Origin of the sequence: Affinundibacterium fentianense (genome assembly GCF_018139545.1) — a bacterium.
In the GTDB taxonomy this organism is placed as follows: domain Bacteria; phylum Pseudomonadota; class Gammaproteobacteria; order Burkholderiales; family Burkholderiaceae_D; genus Undibacterium; species Undibacterium fentianense.
In genome coordinates this window covers 591,907-612,565 of sequence record NZ_JAGSPJ010000001.1, presented here as the reverse complement: position 1 = coordinate 612,565, position 20,659 = coordinate 591,907, and the positions used below count along the sequence as shown (strand labels likewise).

General features: G+C 45.7%; 14 protein-coding genes. 10 read left to right on the top strand and 4 right to left on the bottom strand.

The annotated features are described in order from the left end of the window. The 8 genes from KDM90_RS02680 to KDM90_RS02645 all read left to right on the top strand — a co-directional run. Positions 1 to 1,209 (top strand): calcium-binding protein (locus KDM90_RS02680; RefSeq protein WP_268977725.1); only part of this gene is annotated, 1,209 nt, incomplete at its 5' end. Positions 1,210 to 1,320: 111 nt separating this feature from the next. Further along, positions 1,321 to 2,408 (top strand): IS3 family transposase gene (locus tag KDM90_RS02675; protein WP_230409562.1). Its coding sequence is split into 2 segments (ribosomal slippage): positions 1,321 to 1,573 and positions 1,573 to 2,408, totalling 1,089 coding nucleotides; the frame shifts between segments, so codons are not numbered across the junction. A gap of 67 nt (positions 2,409 to 2,475) precedes the next feature. Next, positions 2,476 to 3,120, top strand: a complete 645-nt coding sequence (locus KDM90_RS02670) for a hypothetical protein (RefSeq protein ID WP_212674032.1) — start codon at positions 2,476 to 2,478, stop codon at positions 3,118 to 3,120. 450 nt (positions 3,121 to 3,570) lie between these two features. Next, complete coding sequence (locus KDM90_RS02665) at positions 3,571 to 4,245, top strand: ABC transporter ATP-binding protein (protein WP_212674031.1); 675 nt, start codon at positions 3,571 to 3,573, stop codon at positions 4,243 to 4,245. Next, positions 4,238 to 6,310, top strand: coding sequence for an HlyD family secretion protein (locus tag KDM90_RS02660; RefSeq protein ID WP_212674030.1), 2,073 nt, complete (start codon positions 4,238 to 4,240; stop codon positions 6,308 to 6,310). Before KDM90_RS02665 ends, KDM90_RS02660 begins: the two co-directional genes overlap by 8 nt. Beyond that, positions 6,310 to 7,626 carry an efflux RND transporter periplasmic adaptor subunit gene (locus KDM90_RS02655; protein ID WP_212674029.1) on the top strand — a complete coding sequence of 439 codons (1,317 nt, stop codon included), beginning with the start codon at positions 6,310 to 6,312 and terminating at the stop codon, positions 7,624 to 7,626. The genes KDM90_RS02660 and KDM90_RS02655 overlap by 1 nt, the downstream gene beginning before the upstream one ends. Then, positions 7,623 to 8,858 (top strand): ABC transporter permease, encoded by a 1,236-nt coding sequence (locus tag KDM90_RS02650; RefSeq protein WP_212674028.1) that lies wholly within the window; start codon positions 7,623 to 7,625, stop codon positions 8,856 to 8,858. Before KDM90_RS02655 ends, KDM90_RS02650 begins: the two co-directional genes overlap by 4 nt. A gap of 588 nt (positions 8,859 to 9,446) precedes the next feature. Next, complete coding sequence (locus tag KDM90_RS02645; protein ID WP_230409561.1) at positions 9,447 to 10,394, top strand: patatin-like phospholipase family protein; 948 nt, start codon at positions 9,447 to 9,449, stop codon at positions 10,392 to 10,394. A gap of 2 nt (positions 10,395 to 10,396) precedes the next feature. Here the strand turns inward: KDM90_RS02645 and KDM90_RS02640 are convergent, their stop codons facing one another. The 3 genes from KDM90_RS02640 to KDM90_RS02630 all read right to left on the bottom strand — a co-directional run bounded on the left by KDM90_RS02640 (position 10,397) and on the right by KDM90_RS02630 (position 13,595). After that, the gene (locus KDM90_RS02640) at positions 10,397 to 10,912 is read right to left on the bottom strand and encodes a C40 family peptidase (RefSeq protein WP_230409560.1); all 516 of its coding nucleotides are present in this window, start codon (positions 10,910 to 10,912) and stop codon (positions 10,397 to 10,399) included. A gap of 206 nt (positions 10,913 to 11,118) precedes the next feature. Then, entirely contained in the window at positions 11,119 to 12,360 is a 1,242-nt protein-coding gene (locus tag KDM90_RS02635) for a polyhydroxyalkanoate depolymerase (protein WP_212674027.1), read from the bottom strand. 200 nt (positions 12,361 to 12,560) lie between these two features. After that, positions 12,561 to 13,595, bottom strand: a complete 1,035-nt coding sequence (locus KDM90_RS02630; protein ID WP_212674026.1) for a response regulator — start codon at positions 13,593 to 13,595, stop codon at positions 12,561 to 12,563. Between the two features lie 380 nt (positions 13,596 to 13,975). Between KDM90_RS02630 and KDM90_RS02625 the strand changes: the two genes are divergently transcribed. Further along, positions 13,976 to 18,262, top strand: coding sequence for a response regulator (locus tag KDM90_RS02625; RefSeq protein WP_212674025.1), 4,287 nt, complete (start codon positions 13,976 to 13,978; stop codon positions 18,260 to 18,262). Positions 18,263 to 18,370: 108 nt separating this feature from the next. After that, positions 18,371 to 19,498, top strand: a complete 1,128-nt coding sequence (locus KDM90_RS02620; RefSeq protein ID WP_212674024.1) for a response regulator — start codon at positions 18,371 to 18,373, stop codon at positions 19,496 to 19,498. Positions 19,499 to 19,556: 58 nt separating this feature from the next. Here the strand turns inward: KDM90_RS02620 and KDM90_RS02615 are convergent, their stop codons facing one another. Further along, complete coding sequence (locus KDM90_RS02615; RefSeq protein ID WP_212674023.1) at positions 19,557 to 20,618, bottom strand: NAD(P)/FAD-dependent oxidoreductase; 1,062 nt, start codon at positions 20,616 to 20,618, stop codon at positions 19,557 to 19,559. Positions 20,619 to 20,659: the final 41 nt, after the last annotated feature.

The window sequence follows — 20,659 nt, the reverse complement described above, 5'->3', positions numbered from 1 at the left end:
GGATTGGCTGGTTCGGATATCTTGACGGGAGCGGGATTCAATGACGTACTAGATGGTGGGGCAGATAACGATACTTTGACTGGTAATGGTGGTGACGACACCTTGATTGGCGGAGCAGGTAACGACACCCTCAATGGTGGATCTGGGAATGATACCTTCCAGTTTAATGTCGGTGATGGTGTCGATACATTGAACGAGAGTTCTAATCAAGGCGGAGATATATTGCAATTGGGTGCCGCCATAACACCTGAGATGGTCGTATTGTCCCGATCCGCAAATGATTTGATATTAAGTTTCGGTGGGACTGATTCGATTCGTATTCCGAACTACTTTTACGGGAATACAAATTACGGCACAGTAGAGCAAGTGAAATTTGCTGATGGGAGGATATGGGACTATGGCGTCATCACGTCAAAAATCACGGTAAATGGAACAAGTGGAGTTGATAATCTGACGGGTGTTACAGATGCAGCAAATCGTATCAATGGATTGGCTGGTTCGGATATCTTGACGGGAGCGGGATTCAATGACGTACTAGATGGTGGGGCAGATAACGATACTTTGACTGGTAATGGTGGTGACGATACCTTGATTGGCGGAGCAGGTAACGATACGATCTCCCCGAACGCAGGAGCGGATGTTATCGCCTTCAATCGTGGCGACGGCATGGATATTGTGAATGCCAGCACAGGCAGAGACAATTCACTGTCGCTAGGTAAAGGCATCAAATATGCTGATTTACTATTCAAGAAGTCAGGCAATGATTTGATCTTAGTCACAGGCACGAGCGAACAGCTTACCATGAAAGACTGGTACGCCAACGTCAACAATCACAGCATTGCGAATCTGCAAGTGGTGATCGAAGGCACAACGGACTACAACGCGGCATCCACTAATAAACTCAATAACAAAAAAATTGAGCAATTCAATTTTGATGGATTGGTGACCAAATTCGATCAAGCCAGAGCAGCAAATTCTTCCATAACAAGTTGGGCATTGTCGTCGTCATTGCTGGAATTTTATTTGAACAGCAGTGACACCGCGGCGATAGGTGGTGATCTAGCCTATCAGTATGCAAAGACAGGCAATTTGTCTGGCTTTAGTATGACTCCTGCGCTCAATCTTGTTTCAAATGCGCAGTTTGGAACAGCAGGCCAGACGTTGCAGCCTATTGCTAGTTTGAAGGATGCGACCGTAAGTTTGGTATAAGCGGTTTTTAATCGAGCTAGGTCAATTGTTTTACCTCCAGAAGGTAATCCCCCCAGCAAATAATCGGACTTATAAGTAGAATTTTCTAAATATGATTTTTAGAGGTTTTACATGAAGACATCGCGTTACACCGACAGCCAGATTATCGCAATCCTGAAGCAAGCAGAAGCTGGCACTCCTATTCCTGAACTTTGCCGAGAACATGGCATGAGCGCAGCATCGTTCTATAAGTGGCGGGCAAAGTATGGTGGTATGGATGCCTCTTTAATGACGCGCATGAAGGAACTAGAGGAGGAGAATAGACGGCTCAAGAAGATGTATGCGGAGGAGCGACTCAAAGCAGAAATCGTGGCGGAAGCATTAGCAAAAAAGTGGTAGCGCCATCTCAACGCCGAGAGATGGCGCGCTGGGCGGTTGAGCATCGGCGTGCAACGATCAAGGTGGCGTGTTTGGCTTTCAGCATTAGCGAAACTTGCTATCGTTATCAAGCCAAGCTCAACAGTGAGAATGATGTCATAGCGGACTGGCTCATTCGTCTCACAACTAGCCAACGCAATTGGGGCTTTGGCCTATGTTTTTTACATCTACGTAATGTGAAAGGCTTTCGATGGAATCACAAGAGGGTATATCGGATATATCGTGTACTCGAACTCAATTTTCGGATCAAGCCACGCAAGCGCTTAGTGAGAGAACGACCGCAGCCGTTATCAGTCCCTTCTGAGATTAATCAAGTTTGGTCGATGGACTTCATGCACGATCAGCTAAGCGATGGTCGCAGCATTCGTCTTTTTAACGTGATTGATGATTTCAATCGCGAAGGGCTTGGAATAGACGTGGACTTTTCATTGCCATCAGAACGCGTCATACGTTCGCTCGACCAAATCATTGAATGGCGCGGTCAGCCACAGATGATTCGGTGTGACAATGGACCAGAATATGTCAGCAACGTCACCCAAGCATGGGCTGAAAAACGTGGAATTCAAATCGAGTTTATTCAACCAGGGCAGCCACAACAGAACGCCTATATTGAACGCTACAATCGAACCGTACGCTACGATTGGCTGGCTCATCACTTATTTGATTCGCTCGAAGAGGTTCAGAATTTTGCAACTAAATGGTTATGGACTTACAATCATGACCGCCCCAACACAGGGATCGGCGGCATTACCCCGAAACAAAAGCTAGCACTTGCCGCTTAGCTTCTACTTATCGCCCGCATTAAAAATGAGGGGATTACCTTTTGAGTACAAGGTATGGAGAAGTTTAATGAGTAAATTTATCTTAGAAATAAGAGCCATTCGCTGGATATTTCTATTTCTTCTATTAGTCATTGGCATTTTATGTTTTTATTATTCGAACGATGATTTTATGGAGAGCCGCACCGGAGGATGTTTAGAAATTGTCGTTGGTGAATCTAAGATGTGGGTTCCCAAAAAATTCTTAAGTCGGTCAACACCGAAGTTATCAAATTCAGCGAATTTTATTTTTTTGTTTGATAAGCAAACATTAGATCGTGATTGCCGTGTCAATTGTAATGAGCTGTTTGTAAATGTTTCGTTCGGTGTTCTTCAAGACCCAAAGACGCGATGGGATTCTATGGCGCCGAAATTTAGTGGTGAAACTTTTGATGGATTTAAGGTGTTTTATACCAATAGTGATCCTGGTGGTCAGAGAAATATCCTCCTTGTTCCACCCAACGTGGTCAATTTATTTGATGATTTTTATTCGTGTAGTACTTACAAACATGAGTCTTATGCATCATGTGATATCAATACCAACTTGCAGAACGGACTGTCGGCAAGTTTTTATCTCCCTAAGAAATCTTTAGTAAAAGTGAGCAGCGCACGAAAATTAATTTCGGATTCATTAAATCAATTTCTAGAAAATAAAGTGAGAGGAACATGTGAATGACAACGCAACTTACGTTTGCAAAAAGGTCTGCGTTACATTGTTGTCTCCACCTAAATTATCTTTAAAAATGCCCCGTCACTCACGCATTAGGTTAGCGTGCATCCGGCCGCGTCTCGTACAAAGAGGTGCCAATCTCACTCAGTGTTTTTGCCTGTGAAGATTATCAACGCTATTTGCATTGGCCATTTCAGTCGCTAAGTCTGCTTTAGAGAAAAGAATGTGATAGCAGGGCGGGCAATTTCCTCATTTAAGTAATTTTCCTAATACGGCATGTGAAGCTGATTGTTTCATAGACGGCGGCGTACAAATTGGATCGATTTGATCCTGTTTTAAGGTGTGATTTTTCAAAATTTCATATCACCTCATGAACTGAATTTATTGACAATTGTCGTATGGCTAAGGATACTCGCTTGCTATGCAATTTTGACAAGATTACTTTGATGAGGTCACATGATAGAACTCAGAGACATTCGTAAGTGCTACAAGCAAGGTGGGAATGAAATTCGCGCCCTTGATGGAGTCGATATCAGTATCGCAAAAGGTGAATTTGTCGCCATCATGGGGCCATCGGGTTCGGGTAAATCGACTTTGTTGAACGTGCTTGGTGCGCTCGATAAACCTGACTCCGGCACCTATCATCTTGAGAACGATGAGATCGCTAGTATGGATGATGATGCGTCTTCAGACTTGCGTAATCGACGCATCGGTTTTGTGTTTCAATCCTTTCATCTCTTGCCCCGTCTGACCGTGTTAGAGAACGTCTTACTCCCACAACGTTACGCAGCGCAGGAGGACCCAGCGGCCGAAGCGCGAGCGCGGGAGCTGCTTGAGCGGGTGGGTTTATCGCATCGGATTGACCATCTTCCCGGTGAATTATCGGGTGGACAGTTGCAGCGAGCAGCGATTGTGCGGGCATTGCTGAATCAACCCGCCCTGTTATTGGCTGATGAACCAACCGGCAATCTCGATTCCAAAAGTGCGACCGATGTGTTGGCTTTGCTTGCGGAATTGCACAGTAAAGGGCAGACCATGGTGTTGGTGACCCATGACCCGAATATCGCTGCGCAAGCACAACGTACGATTCATTTAAAAGATGGGAAGGTAGCGGAGGTGGTCAATGCTTAAGACTTATTCTGCGCGTGGATTCGCTTCTGATCAGGGACGACTCTGTATGCGGCGCCTCGCTCTGCATCTTTGTCTTTTTGTGTTCAGCGTTGGCTACGTGAGTGCGGCCGACAAAGTTGCTAGTGCAAGCGCAACGAGTGCATCAAGTGTGCCTCGCCCATCGACTGCGCTTGGTACCTCTGGTAAAGCCGCGAAAACGCGACCAGTGCTGTTCGCGGGTGAACTCCGTGCTAATGATTCGCAGCCCATTCCCATTCCAAGTTCTAATGTATCGCCAGTCAATATCCGCTATTTCGTACCCGAAGGTACGCAGGTCAAGCGTGGTGATGTTGTGTTGCGTATTGACGCGCGTGCGGGTGCTGATCTTGATCGTATCGCATTGGAGATGACGCAAGCAAAACAAACGAATGCGCGTGAAGTTGCGGAACTAGAAGTCCGACAAATTGAGGCCGAACGCGCCTTGATTCTGGCGAAAGCCGCGTTAGGGAAAGCCAAGGTCGATGCCGCCTTACCGAAGGCGCAAATCGCTGCACTCGACTACGACAAGTATCAAGGTGAATTGGAACGTAGTAAGCGGGATCTAGAGGTCAAGGAAAAAGCGCTAGCAATCGCGAAGGAGGCCATTCACCGCAAGTTAGAAGATGGCAAGTTGGCCGTGCGAAAAATTGAAGTGCAGCAGGCGTTTGCTAAAGCCAATATGGCGCAGGCGGAAGTGCGAGCAACACGGGATGGCGTGGTGATCCATGGGTATGATCATTGGTCTGGCCGTCGCCTTGACGAGGGCGGCATGGGGCAGGTTGGTACCACTGCGGGTTATGTGATGGGGAGCGGAGACTTACAAATCTACGCTTACTTGCTGGAAGTCGATCGACCTTTTGTAAAGCTCGGACAAGAGCTCATTGCGCGTTTTGATGCCTTTCCTAGCGTGGCGGTGAAAGCAAGAATCGAATCGATTGTTGGTGCGCCTGAAGCTAAGGCAAGCTGGGGTAAGGGGCGTTATTTTAAGACTATCGTGAATATCGCCGAATCACATTCTTTGCCTTTGCAGCATGGGATGAGCGTTGCGCTCGAACTCGCCAGTCAAACTCAGGCAAATCAAGTAAGTACTCGGAGTAAGCCCAACATCAGCAATAAATCGATCAATCTCGAAGCGGATGTTTTGTCGCGCCAATCTTCTGCACTATCACCACCGAGCATCCAAAATGTTTGGGAATACAACTTGGTCATGTTGGCGCCAGAGGGAAAACAAGTGAAAGCTGGGGAGCCTGTTGCCGTTTTTGAAGCCAACGAAGTACAGACCCGCGTTGAGGGACATCGAAGTACTTTCAAAGAGAAGCAGAGGGCGCTAGAGAAATTGAAGCTCGATCATGCGGAAGTGTTACGGGCCGCCGATCTTACGGTGAGTGAAGCCAAGAGTAATGCGGAAAAGGCGGAGCGAAAGGCGCAGATGCCGCGTGAACTCGTAAAGCGCGTGGACTACGATAAATTGGTGATTGATCGAGAGATGTTTGCTCAACTTGCATTGCTCGCAGCGCGCCAACGCGATGCGCAGAAACGCGCCAAAGAACAAGAGGTGCTAGGGATGAAGACTGAAATCGCGCAATTGCATGCGACCATTGAAACGCTCGATAAAGGTATTCGTGATTTGACCGTACTAGCACCGCGCGCAGGTACGGTGATCCACTTGAATAATTTCAACGGAGAAAAAATTGCGGTTGGCTCGCGCGTCTTTATGAGTAGTACGGTCGCCAATCTCGCTGATCCAGATCGACTCTTTGTGCAGGCGAAAGTGCCAGAAGCGCAGGTCTCGATGATTAAGTTAGGGCAACTAGCTAAAGTGACTGTGCCTGGTGCCAATACTGTGCTCAGCGCAAAAATTACCGCGATGGGCGCAGTTTTTCATGGTAAGTCTTCGAGTCAGCCCATCGTTGTGCGCGACATAGAATTGGAGTTTATTGAGCCACCAAAAGCGGTCAAGCCTGGTACGACGGTACAAGTGCAATTGGACTCCGAGACAAGTAATGCAGGAGCTTCTTCTGCGACCACAACTAAGGGGGCGAAATAATGGATTTGCAAAAAAAACGTTCGCGCCAAAGTTTTGCTTACCATGCTTGGGGATTCGCTTTCGCCGCCATGTTGACAGCGTGTAGTGCCGAAAATAGTGATGAAATTCGTCCAACCGAAAGGGTGCAAGAGAGTACATGGCATGAAGAACTATATGCCGAAGGCGAAATTAAGGCCGCTACCAGCACACCTTTGAACGTGCCTGGTGAGGGTTGGGATCATCGTCAGATGTTGCGGTTGGTGCCGAATGGTAGTGTCGTCAAAAAAGGTGATGTTATTGCGGTGTTTGACGCGCCAGAATCGCGGGTGCAGCTGTCACAAGCGGAATTTGATCTGTTGCGCAAAGAAATCAGTGAAACCGCAATCGTAGCCCAAGCGGACTTAGGCGGTGCCGAACTCAGTTCAGAAAGCGCAAGGGTTGAAACTGATCTTAGTATTAGTCGCCAATATGCGAATGCAGATCTCAAAATTTTTGCAAAAAATTCGGTGTTGGATAAGCTCGTTGATATTGGCCTCCTGACCGATAAACAAGGCTATCTTGCGTGGAAAAAAGGGCAGCTCGGACTCCGGCAAGCGGCAGACCAAGCCGTTGTTAATTCGCAGAAGGAAAGCATAGGGCTGCAATTGAAACAAAAGCGCCAAAACCTTGCCTCTTTGGAGCTGACTGCACCGCATGATGGCGTGTTCATCTTGAAGCCACGTTGGGATGGATCACTGCCCGAGGTCGGAGCGCGTCTATGGGCGGGCGATGATTTTGGTAGCCTGCCCAATTTGGATAAACAAGTAGCCAAATTTTCGATTGCGGAAGGGGCTGCCTATGGACTGAAGGAAGGGCAAGAGGTGCGCATGCGTTTATCTGGCACAGGCAATGAACTTAATCTCAAAGTGACGAAAGTCGGAAAAACTGCAAGTACCAAGTCGCGCGATACGCCAGTGAAATATTTGGATTTTGAAGTCATGATTGAGGATGCACTGGTGAAGCAATTCGATTTGCGACCAGGGCAAGCGGTGTCGGCAAAGGTCAACTTGGTCAATCGAGCCAAATTGATTTCCGTTCCCAATATCGCACTCATGCAAGATGGAAACGCCTATTCCGTCTTGGTAGGTCAAGGTACACGCTTTGAAACGCGCAAAGTTGAGATCGGCATGCGTGGACCAGTAAGAACAGAAATCAAGAGTGGTTTGAAAGTTGGCGATGAGGTTGTGTTGACGCCGAAAAATGAGACCGATAAAAATGTCGGCGCCAACCAAGAGGCTAGCAAAACTGGCGGCAAACAAGAGGGCAATAGCCCAATCAAGAAAGAAGGTAAAGCATGAATCGCGCGCTCATTCTTGAAGCGGTAGCGGAATTAAAACGCCGTAAATTACGTACCGGACTGACGCTGCTTGGCATGATATTCGGGGTTGCTGCGATCGTTGCAATGCTAGCGGTAGGTGAAGGTAGTAAACGTGAAGCTTTGCGTTTAGTTGCCGAGTTGGGGTTGAATAACGTCATCGTCGAAAGCAAGTCGATTCCGAATGATAAATTGAAAGAAGTACGTACACGCTCGCTCGGTTTATCGGAGGCGGATGCTAATGCGGCCTTGGCGGTGGTTCCAGGCGCGCAATCCGTCGCCTTGAAGAAAGAAATAAAAGTCGATCAGTTGGTGTATCAAACAAACATTGTGACGGGTCGAGCATTTGCCGTGTCACAAAGCTATGCCGAGCACGGTGGATTGAATGTAACCAAAGGACGTTGGTTTGAAAAAGAAGATGGTGAGACCTTGGCACCAGTGTGTGTCATCGGTGCCCGTCTGGCAAAAACGCTATTTGGCGATCTCGATCCCATTGGCGAACGCGTGAAGCTGAATCACACTTGGTTACAAGTAGTGGGGGTGTTAGCTGATCGCAGTGCAGGAAAAAGTGAGTTTGAAGGGGTGAAGCTGGGACTTGATGATGAGCGCCTGTTTGTACCGTGGGAAAGTGGTCGTGCGCGTTTTTTCTTTACCCCGATAGAAGACGAAGCGGATGGCATTAGTTTGCGCTTGGACGGTAAAGTTGCACCTGATCTTGCGGCACGCGTATTACAAACTTTGATTCAGGAGCGTCATGCAGGCGCGGACGACACCAACCTGATCGTGCCTATGGGGCTCTATCGTCAAAATCAACAAACGCAAAAAATCTTCACCATCGTAATGAGCTCCATCGCAGCGGTATCACTACTTGTTGGCGGCATTGGCATTATGAATATCATGCTCGCCAATGTCTTAGAGCGTCGCCGTGAGATTGGCTTGAAACGCGCACTTGGTGCGCGTCGGCGTGACGTGGTAGAACAGTTCCTTGCCGAAGCTCTGGTGATCGCTGTAAGTGGCGCGCTGTTAGGTTTAGCTTTGGGTGTCGTCGCTGCCTATAGCATTGCAACTCTCGCCAGCTGGTCCGTTGCTTGGTCGCCGTTAAGTCTTTTTATCGCGGTTGCGATGTGTGTGGCAGTCGGTCTTGTATTCGGTGTTTTTCCGGCTAAACAAGCATCGATGCTCGACCCAATTGCAGCCTTGCGTAGCGATGGTTAAGGGGCGAAAGCATCGCTCCTTAAAGAGCGTGAACGCTCGTGATTGGTTTTACTCTCAGCTCAGCGGTCGACGATTGATCCTAAATTATCCATCGATGAATACCCCGCAACCCATGCATAAAATTAGCGAGAGTCCCGTAGCATCTAGTTCAAAGAGGTGTCAATCGAGTGCCGTGTCTTTCTAACGAGGAGAAATATCAAAGCTAGTCATATTGGTTAATTGAGGCGGATTTTGGCGCGGAATGTGAAATGCACATGTATCGCAGTTTTGTTTTGGCAATTACGTGCGATGACAATGTTCGAGATGGCTTCGGGCGTGTAGATAAGCGATTGCTGAATAAGTCGGATTGACCAACTCGGATATTGTTTAAGGCTGGAATCCTGCCGTTAGACTTCGACTCATGGATGACCTTTGCTGTATAATTCCGCGACTTTTAAAGGGAAATTCGAAGAAGATGGAATGCGTTTGTCGTGTCAATTACCGATCTGACTCTGGCCAATCACGTGTGCATTCACCTCTCTTCAGTTCCTTTCTTTTCGCAATCCGTTCCGTTCTGGAAACGAACAAATTTACTCTCTCCAAATGACCATGTCCCTGATTAATTCGTTGGCTTATCCACTTCGTCATATTGTCATGGGAGCGGTAGTTTGTGCCTTGACTTTAGCCTGCAGTACGCCTGTCCCTGTTGCGACTGTTCCCAAAAATCCTATCAAAACTGAGCCAGTGGTTGCCGTGAAAACGCTGCGCCCAGTAAAAATTGGTTTGGCATTGGGCGGTGGTGCTGCGCGCGGCTTTGCACATATCGGTGTTATTAAAGTTCTAGAGGCGCAAGGGATTGTTCCTGATTTGGTGGTGGGCACGAGTGCTGGAAGTGTTGTTGGTGCGATGTATGCGGCAGGTAACAGTGGGTTTGTACTGCAAAAGATGGCCTTAGATATGGATGAGGCGACCATCTCAGATTGGTCTTTGCCTTTCTTTTCGAAGAGTAGTGGTGTGCTAAAAGGCGAGGCTTTGCAAAACTACGTGAATAAAATGGTTGGCCAAACGTCAATTGAAAAACTGAAAAAGCCTTTCGGTGCGGTGGCGACCGATCTCAACACTGGGATGCCGGTTCTTTTCCAACGTGGGAACACGGGATTAGCGGTGAGAGCATCCTCGTCCGTACCAGGGGTATTCCAGCCGGTGCGTATTAATGATCGTTTTTATGTCGATGGTGGGCTGGTGTCACCCGTGCCGGTTCGTTTTGCGCGGGAGATGGGGGCTGACATCGTCATTGCCGTTAATATTTCTTCTGCACCAGAGGCGCAAGCAGCGACCAGTTCACTAGAAGTATTAATGCAGACTTTTACAATTATGGGACAAAGTCTGAATCAGTTTGAATTGAAGAATGCGGACGTCGTGATAAAACCTGATCTGCCGACGATGAAGGGAAGTGATTTTAATGGGCGAAATTTGGCGATTTTGGCCGGTGAGAAGGCTGCTTTAGCAATCGTCCCAGAACTCAAAGAGAAAATCCGCATCTTTCAAGAGAAATGAGCTTAATTCTTTGTCTCTTCATCGTTAATGCGGCGCGCACCGTTGAAACGTTTTTTCCAGTAGGCGACATTTAAACTTTCGATCCTCACTTTGCCGCCAGCGGATGGAGCGTGAATAAATTTGCTGTCACCCAGATAGATGCCGACGTGTGAAAAACTTTTCTTCAGTGTATTGAAAAAAACTAGGTCGCCAGGCTTGAGCTCTTTTGATTCAATTTTGTCGCCTTTGTCGCTGATTTCTTTGGCGGTGCGAGGTAATCCCGTTTCGTTCGAATTTTTGAAGACGAGGCGCACAAAACCGCTGCAATCTAAGCCATTCTCTGGCGTATTTCCACCGCGTTTGTATTTGATCCCCAACAAGCTCATCGCGTTGATTGTTAAATCAGACGTACGATCTCTAAATTCTTTAAGTGCCGTTAGGGTTTTTGAGGTTTCAGGTTTTGACTCTTCAGCTGCCAGACTGTAATGACAACTACAGAGCATGCCGAGAAAGAGAATAAGGGGCCTGATTTTTTTCATGGTTATTCAAAAAAAAATTACCCGAGACAATTTGATTCATGCCTTTATGACAAATTCGAATCGATCGAGTAACTAATCTTGTTTTACGGAAAGAATTCAGTATAACCCAATTTGTTTCACGTAGCCAATTTTTAGTGGGAAAAAAAGAGAGCGGACGAACCGCTCTCTTTTTTTGTGGATTAGTTGTTAATTAATCGTTTATTTTTCTAGCCATGCTTTTTCATGAAATCGATCACTTTGGGACAGACGATTTCACGCCACTTACGTCCAGAGAAAATGCCATAATGACCACAGCCTGGGGCAACGAAGTCTTGTTTCATTGTCGCTGGAATGCCTGAACACAAATCATGTGCTGCCTGGGTTTGGCCTGGTCCAGAGATGTCATCCAGTTCACCTTCAACTGTGAAAAGCGCAACAGTTTTGATGTCTTGTGGTCGAACTAATTTGCCTTCAACTTCCCAAGTTCCCTTTGGAAGTCTAAATTCTTGAAAGACCGTTTTGATGGTTTCAAGGTAGTATTCCGCAGGCAAATCGAGGACAGCATTGTATTCATCGTAAAATTTACGATGTTGCTCGGCTGACTCGTCATCGCCTTGGACTAGGTGTTGATAGAAGTCCCAATGGCTCTGTGCGTGACGGTCAGGATTCATCGCGACGAATCCTGCGTGCTGTAAGAATCCTGGATATACCTTGCGCCCAAAGCCAGGATAATTTGCTGGGACGTTGTAAATCACCGAATTTTCAAACCAAGAAAATTTCTTTTCTGTTGCAAGCGCATTGACTTGCGTTGGTGATTTACGTGGATCGATTGGCCCACCCATCATCGTCATTGTTTTAGGCAGAGCCGGATCATTTTCCGATGCCATTAACGAGATCGCTGCCAGAACGGGCACGGTTGGCTGGCAAACCGAAATGACATGGAGATCTGGACTCAAATGGCGAATGAATTCTTGTACGTAGTAGATGTAGTCGTGCAAGTGAAATGGCCCTGCGGAGAGTGGAACCATCCGTGCATCGATCCAGTCCGTGATATACACGTCGTGGGTTGGTAACAAGCTACGCACAGTATCACGCAAGAGCGTCGCATGATGGCCTGATAAGGGCGCGACGATCAAGACTTTCGGTTGAATCAATTGCGCTGATTTTTTCTTGGCGCTGGCTGTATTTTTTCTGAAATTGATGAGTTTGCAAAATGGTTTTGCAATAACAACATCCTCAACAATCTCGATGGTTTCTTCGTCAATTTGGGTAAATTGGATATCAAATTCTGGCTTTTCGTATTCTTTGCCCAAGCGAAAAAGCAGCTCATAAGCTGCTGCCATTCTTTGTGAATAGGGCGTGTACGCAAGAGGCGAAATGGGATTGGCAAAAAGCTTTGACGATGCATCTGCCCATTTGGTCAGTGGTGTCAAAAACGAGCGATTCAGTTCATGAATTTGATAAAGCATGTTCGCATTTTCCTGGTTATTAACGGAATTGCATTCCCGAGCGAATCAATTTTATCGATTCGCCTTTGAGAGATTAAGATTGACTAGCAGGGTCAAGTATAACGCTAATTTATTGCACTGCGACATAAATATATTATCTTTGTTTTGAACCTAGCTTGGAGAAGGAGAATTCGGTAATCAAAGATTAATGGTTGATATTGTTATGTCTTTAAAATTGAGCAAGCCTGATCGAAGTTATAGTTTTGTAAGGCCTCTGAGAACGCGTCGAACAATGACTTGGTCAGACGCGATTCGAATTGCAAGCGGTGAAGTTCGAACAAATCAATCGCTTCTGCACTGCCTGTTTCCAGTAAAGCGATCAATTCGCGTTTTAGTTCTTGAAATTCTTGTGGCGTTGAAATGTCCGACGCGGGATGCGCAGGGACAGCTTGAGGTGTTTTGTCGTTTGCGAAAAAATCATTGATTTCATCGATGGTCGACTCAAGCAGTTTGCAAATTTGACTGAGTTGCGATTTTATTTCGGATTGAAATTGATTGTCATTTTCTGTCGCGATGATCTTGTTGATTAGCTGGCTTTCAAAATACTCCAAAGCGCTCGCGAGTTGTATGGCACCGATAGTCCCACAAACGCCTTTTTGAGTATGAATTTGTCGTTTGAATTCGAGGCTAAAGAGTTGAGAAAAATCGAATTCTCGGAGTTTTAATAGCATGTCGACTTGAGAATGGCGAAATCGGTCGAGTAAATGCAAATACAGTGCGAGGTTCCTTCCGGACAGTGCAAAACCACGCTCTACATCAATGGATTTGAGTGCGGGGAGTTCAGTCAATGCATGACCTTCCTCCTGTCGTGTGAGGTCGTGCTCGTTCTTTTCTAGCCAAGTGGATAAAATCTGATAAAAATCGGATGCCTCGAATGGCTTACTTAAAAAGTCTTGCATTCCTTCTTGTTGGCAACGCCGCTTAGTCTCGTCAGTCTTGTGGGCCGTCAAAGCAATGATCGGCAAATAGGCAAATTGGGCATGCTTGCGAATCTGTACTGTGGCTTCATGTCCATCCATGACGGGCATTTCCAGATCCATCAAAATGAGCGAATAATAGCGTGGGGGTTTGGCAAACAAAATGTCGAGAAGGGCTTGCCCATCTTCGACAGCAGTCACTTCATAGCCCGCTTCCGTAAGCAATTCGACAGCGATTTCTTGATTGAAGTCGTTGTCCTCAGCCAGCAAAATTCTCATTTTGGTTTGGTTATTATTCAATTTGCAACGTCTCTAAAGGCAAAATGTACTCGTGCAAAGCATAAAGAAAGCTCGGCTTTTTGTGATCATATCAGTTGCAGGCTTGAATATTGAAGAATATGAATTTCTCCTCTCGATAAGAAATGCACGGAGCTGACTTATCCCGTTTTGCCTGTTCGAGAGTAGAGCATCGTCAATTGGTGTAGAAGAGAAATCAATAGTGAAACTAGGTCGAGTGTTGTTTTAGAGAATGTTCACCGTGGATTTTGAATCACTCTATCTAGCGCAAATGTATTTATGCTCACATTCACGATAGAATCAAAATTTGGGTGATATCCAACCAGATCCCGACGATAGCAATACGCAGACTTAATGAGGCTATGCAAGCAATTTCTCTTCAGAGCAAGACTGATTGGCTGGAGCAATCACTTGATGCTCTCGATATCTTAAGGGATTCGATCCCAGACGGCTGCGCGCTAGCTGAAAAGCTAATCGCCGACGGTGAGGCCAATCAAAACACTCTGCTGATCATGGCAGGGCAGCTCGTGCGTGCTTTTTCGCATTATTTTAATAATCAGCTGGACATCGCGTTGGAGATGTTTGAGGCGCTTGAGGAAGAATTTACTTCAAACAAAGAAGTCAACGGTAAGTTGATCGCGCAGATAGGACGCGTGATTGTCTTACGTAAGGCAGGGGAAGTGGAAACTGCATTTGCCTTGGTTGAGTCATCACTTATCCCGTCGATTCACTCGGCGCCACCGCGTCTGATTATCTTGGGGCTGAACATCACAGCGATTTTGTACCAAGAACGGGGCGACACCATTAAGGCGATTCGTTGTTTTTATAGGGCTCTCGAGGAGGCGAGTCGAATTGGTTCTGCAGCGCGGATAGCACAAATTACCGCGAATCTTGGTGAAGTGTTGTATGTCACTGGAAATTATTCTGATGCTGAAGAATATTTAAGCTATGCGCGCTCGATGTCCGTGCATTCGACGGAAAAATGGTTGCTCCCATTTAATTCGACGATGCTGTCGCTCTGTAAGATTGCATTGGGAAAGTTCGATGAGGCATATCAGGCCGTTTCTGAATGGATTGAGAAGGGAGATTCAAGGACCGATGGCGTTGGGTCATACCGATCGTTTTATCTATCCGTCGCTGCATATAATTTGGCAAAACGCGGACAACTTGAAGAAGCACTCGATTTCAGCCAACGCGCGATTCAATCGATGGATCAACTTGAAGACCCGCACCTTCAAGTTTATGTTTGGTGGGTGAGTGGTTTTCTTTTTCGACAAACAGGACAATTTGAGCTCGCCATTCGCCAACTAAGAACCGCTATCGATACAATGGGTGAAAGCGGCTACATCCATTTACCCTTATGCGCGATAAATGAACTATCCGAAATCTATGCAGAACTAGGCAATTGGGAAAGCGCTTATCACGAGCAAAAACGCTATCAAGAACTGTCGCATCGCATACAAGCGCATGCAAGCAAGATTCAATCGGAATATCAAAAGGTCCGTAGCGAGTTTAAAGAGGCTGAACAAGATCGGCGCTTGAATGAGAAAATGAGTGAAGAGCGTAAGTCACTCGCGGATGAACTCCAACGTATGTTGACTGAGCGTGAAACGATTCTCGAGAACTCTATCGTTGGGATGATTTTTTTGAATAGCCAAGGTCGCGTGCAATGGGTGAATACCCCCTTGTGTCAAATCTTCGGGGTTGAGCGTGCTGCCGTTCTGGGTGGTTCTCTTGAGCCATTTTATGTTTCCAGAGACAGCTATTTATCTTGTGGCTCTGCGGTCAGTGATGCCGTTCTGCGAGGCGATGCATTCGAAACGGAATTGCAGATGAAACGGGCGGATGGCAGTCTATTTTGGGTTCAGTTCTCCGGCCGTGCTGTGAATAAAAAAGATCTTTCATACGGTACCGTTTGGGTGGTGATGGATATTTCCGCACGTCGTCAATTAGAAGACGATCTCCATCGATCGGAATACAACTATCGCTTATTGATCGACAACGTCACAGAAGGAATTATCGTCGTTCAAAACGCCAAAATTGCGTTCGCAAATCGCATTATCCAAACCTTGACTGGATATTCTCACGAAGAATTGATTGGCATGTCTTTTACATCGTCAATTTATGCGGAAGATGTTGCGCTCGTTGTCGCGCGTCATCAACGTCGTTTATTGGGCGAATCAGTTGAGCAGTATTATCAAATTCGTTTGCAGAACCGATATACACAAAAAATTATTTGGGTGGAGATTTCCTCTGTATTAATTGAATGGGAATCGCAACCGGCCACTCTAAGTTTTGTGTCAGATCTCACTCAGCGAAAATTGTTGGAGTCACAACTTAAAGAAAGTATGGACGAACAAATGCGTCTGCAAACATTGCAGATGCAAAATGATCTTAAGGTTTCTGAGTTGGCTCGACGTCATGCTGAGGAGACGACAGCAGCGAAATCGCTATTTCTCGCAAATATGAGTCATGAGATTCGAACGCCAATGAACGCCATCATTGGTATGGCGCATCTCGCATTGAAAACTGAACTGACAGTAAAACAAAAAGATTACGTCGAAAAGATACATAAGGCCGGTTTGTCCTTGATGGGAATTATCAATGATATCCTTGATTTTTCAAAAATTGAGGCGGGCAAGTTAGATATCGAGATGCTTGAGTTTGAACTCGACGAGGTTTTGAACAGCGTCGCCGTTGTAACTTCGGAAAAAGCAGAACAAAAGGGGCTCGAATATCTGTTTGATATTGATGCTAAAGTGCCTAAGCGCTTGCGTGGTGATCCTTTGCGCTTAGGTCAAGTATTGATAAATTTGGTTAACAACGCAATTAAGTTTACCTCTGAAGGTGATGTCATTTTACGTTGTGGCTGTGTGGAACATTTGGGAAATCGCGTCAAGCTTAGGTTTGATGTTTGTGACACAGGCCTTGGAATGAGTGAGACCCAATCGGCAAAACTCTTTATGCCTTTCAGTCAAGGCGATGAATCGACGACCCGAAAATATGGTGGAACTGGACTCGGACTTTCCATTTCCAAAGGAATGGTCGAATTGATGCAAGGAAGTATCTCCTTGCGAAGCGAACTTGGAGTTGGTACAACTGTCAGCGTCGACATTGCGTTCGATAGTATTGATTCTAATGCAGATGAAAATCCGTACGATCTATTTGAACAAGTTAGGATTTTGGTTGTCGACGATCATGCTCGTGCAGCCAAGTTACTTTGCGAAAAATTGGGCTTTTATGGTTTAGATTACCTGTCAGTCCAGACGGGAGAGGAGGCAATTCAAGCTATTTGGGATGCCGAAAAAGCGAATAAGCAATTCGATGCTGCCTTTATTGATTTGCATATGCCCTACATGGATGGAGCGGAGCTGATATCTCAAATTCGGTCTTTGCCTTTGCGACTTCATCCAAAATTTGCGCTAGTTGGAGCGACAGCAAGGGAAAGTTTGAACTATCGTGAAGAAGCAACCATAACCGATGCCTATTTAGATAAGCCATTTAATGCATCAAGCGTATTTGATTGCTTGGTCAATCTCTTTTCCTATCATCGACATTTTAATTCCGTGAGTTCTACCAATGGCATCTTTCGATGCCGTAACCTCCACGTATTGCTTGTCGAAGATAATTTAGTCAATCAACAAATTGCCAAAGAATTGCTCGAAGCAGCAGAAATTCAAGTTGATCTCGCACTCAATGGTAAAGACGCGCTCGCACGTTTATTTTCACTTCCTTCGAATCATTATGGGCTTGTCTTAATGGACGTCCAGATGCCTGAGATGGATGGCCACGAGGCGACAAAATTAATTCGTGCTAATCCACAGTTTCAAGAGTTGCCGATTATTGCAATGACCGCCCATGCAATGTTGATTGAACGAGAAAAGTGTTTTGATTCCGGTATGAATGCGCATATCGCTAAGCCAATCAACCCGAATGAACTGTACCAAGCAGTTGCAGATTGGTGTAGCTCTTACGTTATCACCAGTACAGACCATCGGATAGTCGTGAATACTAGTGCAAGTGATCGGTCTTTACTCATTCAAGGTGTCGATACGCGTCTAGGCTTAAGTCGAACAATGGGTGATCGTCAGCTGTATTGTAAGTTACTCAGATTGTTCGTGCATGACCAGCGTGGTGCAGTGGAACAAATTCGAGATGCCTTGCAACAAGGCAATCATCAAGACGCGGAACGTGTCGCTCATACATTGAAAGGCGTAGCGGGTTTGATTGGCGCAGATATTCACTTGCCTGCTGCAAAAATAGAATCGCAAATTGAGGGTGGGGCAACTTATACGTCAATGCAAGCAATGTTGGAAGCGACAGAGCGACAGTTGCGAGATGTGATTGCCGAGATCGAACGCGCATTGACAAGAGAAAATCTAAGTCAAGAAGTAGGGGAAAAGCGCCACGCAGACAAGAATCTCAGTGGGGAAGCTTTATTTGAGAAATTGCGGGCTTGTTACCAACTGGTGAGTAATTATGATGGCGATGCATTGGAAATGTTGAGTGAATCTGTCGAAGAGTTGAACATGGCCTTTGGTGTTGATGTACAAAAACAAATTATGCGAGCTGCCTCGCAATATGACTTTGACGTCATACAATCGATCATGAAAGGTAATGCACATATGTTGGGGCTCAAGTTAGATTAAATTCTTTAGTCATTAAGAATTGTCGATCAGTATATTGGTATCTCCAATGTCTTTGAGATAGAAGTTAACATGAGTACATTGCGAGTTCAATTTAGTCAAAGGTGAGATATGAACGAAACGCACGATCAGGATGCAAAGCAAGTGATACTTATTGTCGATGATACGCCTGACAATATCACCTTACTTTCTGCCTTACTTAAGGATAAGTACAAAATCAAAATTGCAACAAATGGGCTAAAAGCCTTACACATTGCATCGATTGATCCAAGTCCCGATCTGATTTTGTTAGACGTCATGATGCCAGAAATGGATGGCTACGAGACTTGCAGGAGATTAAAAGATAATCCGCAAACGAATCAAATTCCAATTATTTTCTTAACAGCAAAGAGTCAAGTTTCAGATGAAGAAATGGGCTTGAAATTGGGAGCGGTGGACTACATTAGTAAGCCGGTCAGTCCGCCTATTGTATTAGCACGTGTCGCAACCCAACTTAATTTGGTTCGCGCACGTAACTTGTTGCAAGATCAAAATAAGCATCTCGAAAGTTTAGTTAAAGACCGAACTCGCAAGCTCGCAAAAATGCAAGATGCGATTATTATGGCGATGGCTTCGTTGGCGGAGACCAGAGATAATGAGACGGGTAATCATATTCGACGAACGCAAAACTATGTGGCCGCGTTGGCACGCCAACTAAAAAATTCGCCACGTTTCTCGTCTGAATTGACTGATGAAAATATTGAGTTATTGTATAAATCAGCTCCGCTACATGATATTGGAAAAGTGGGTATTCCCGACAACATTCTGTTAAAGCCTGGGAAACTTACTTCTGAGGAGTTTGAAGTAATGAAATTGCATACCTCCTATGGAAGAGAGACGATTTTGTCGGTGGAACGCTATCTCGGAGAAAGTAATGAATTTTTACGATTTGCTCGAGAGATTACTTATTCTCATCAGGAAAAATGGGATGGTTCAGGGTACCCAGAAAACTTAGTTGGTGATGCTATCCCAATTTCTGCGCGTTTGATGGCAGTCGCCGATGTATATGACGCTTTAATTTCCAAGCGTGTTTATAAGCCAGCCTTTTCCCATGAGGAGGCAATTGAGATTATGCGAAAAGGGCGAGGAAGCCACTTCGATCCTGAGATGCTTGATGCATTTTTGTCGATCACAAATGATTTTAAAGAAATTGCGATGCGCTACCGGGAGAGTGAAACAGGCGATTCAGAGATTTTCTGATGGACGAAAAAAACGCAAAGCGACTGCTTTGCGTTTTTTGTTTGGCGAAGATTTTTTTTTAATCGAACACGGGTGTTTCGACGCCCAAAATTTTATGCAATTTGGGCGACGTTGTCGTGTATTGCATATGAATCTTCTTCTCTGGGAAAATGTAGGGAGCTGCACCAAAAGCGGCCAACGCAGCTTCGTGGAACCCAGATAAAATTAATTTTTTCTTACCTGGGTAAGTATTAATGTCACCGACAGCGAAGATACCAGGCACATTTGTCTCGAACTTTTCCGTATCCATTACCTTTAACTGTTTTCGTTCGATCTCTAATCCCCATTCGGCGATAGGGCCGAGTTTGGGTGACAGACCAAAGAATACCAATAGATCGTCGAGTGGAAGACGGCGTGTCACACCATCAGCGCCGGTTACTTTGATCTCTGCTAACTTGTCGTCTTTTGTTTCGATACCAGTGACTTGGCCGATGATCAACTGCATTTCATAGTTGTCACACATTTCTTTCATCTTTGCGACTGATGCTGGTGCCGCACGGAAATCATCGCGACGGTGCAAAAGAATAACGGACTCTGCTTTGCCTGCTAAATTCAATGCCCAATCTAGTGCGGAATCGCCGCCACCACAAATGACAAGATTGCGGCCTTCAAAACGGCTCGGATCTTTGACACGATAAAAAACTTGTGAGCCTTCGAACGCTTCAATTCCTTCAACTTTTAATGTGCGTGGTTGGAATGAGCCAACGCCTGCAGCAATGAAGATTGTTTTGGTAATGAATTTATTGCCTAAAGAAGTTTCTAAGTCAAAACGACCATCAGGACGTCTCTGAACTAAGGTGACTTCTTGGTTTAAATGGAAAGTTGGCTCAAATGGTTCGATTTGCTTCAACAAGTTATCGGTTAATTCCTGACCAGTGCAAACTGGGACGGCAGGAATATCATAAATTGGTTTGTCTGGATAAAGTTCTACACATTGACCGCCGACCACTGGTAGTGAATCGATAACGTGTGCTTTGATCTCTAATAGACCTAATTCGAATACTTGGAATAAACCAACTGGACCAGCACCTACAATCACGGCATCGGCTTCAATTACAGCGGGGTTTTGAATATTGTCCATACGACTAGCATTTCTTTTTCTGATGAAGAGCAACAGTTGAG

Bases quoted from the DNA above. Each gene is read 5' to 3' on its own strand.
- KDM90_RS02625 (WP_212674025.1), top strand. From the start codon at position 13,976: ATGCAAGCAATTTCTCTTCAGAGCAAGACTGATTGGCTGGAGCAATCA.
- KDM90_RS02645 (WP_230409561.1), top strand. From the start codon at position 9,447: ATGTCCCTGATTAATTCGTTGGCTTATCCACTTCGTCATATTGTCATG.
- KDM90_RS02650 (WP_212674028.1), top strand. From the start codon at position 7,623: ATGAATCGCGCGCTCATTCTTGAAGCGGTAGCGGAATTAAAACGCCGT.
- KDM90_RS02660 (WP_212674030.1), top strand. From the start codon at position 4,238: ATGCTTAAGACTTATTCTGCGCGTGGATTCGCTTCTGATCAGGGACGA.
- KDM90_RS02635 (WP_212674027.1), bottom strand. From the start codon at position 12,360: ATGCTTTATCAAATTCATGAACTGAATCGCTCGTTTTTGACACCACTG.
- KDM90_RS02640 (WP_230409560.1), bottom strand. From the start codon at position 10,912: ATGAAAAAAATCAGGCCCCTTATTCTCTTTCTCGGCATGCTCTGTAGT.
- KDM90_RS02615 (WP_212674023.1), bottom strand. From the start codon at position 20,618: ATGGACAATATTCAAAACCCCGCTGTAATTGAAGCCGATGCCGTGATT.
- KDM90_RS02665 (WP_212674031.1), top strand. From the start codon at position 3,571: ATGATAGAACTCAGAGACATTCGTAAGTGCTACAAGCAAGGTGGGAAT.
- KDM90_RS02670 (WP_212674032.1), top strand. From the start codon at position 2,476: ATGAGTAAATTTATCTTAGAAATAAGAGCCATTCGCTGGATATTTCTA.
- KDM90_RS02630 (WP_212674026.1), bottom strand. From the start codon at position 13,595: ATGAGAATTTTGCTGGCTGAGGACAACGACTTCAATCAAGAAATCGCT.
- KDM90_RS02620 (WP_212674024.1), top strand. From the start codon at position 18,371: ATGAACGAAACGCACGATCAGGATGCAAAGCAAGTGATACTTATTGTC.
- KDM90_RS02655 (WP_212674029.1), top strand. From the start codon at position 6,310: ATGGATTTGCAAAAAAAACGTTCGCGCCAAAGTTTTGCTTACCATGCT.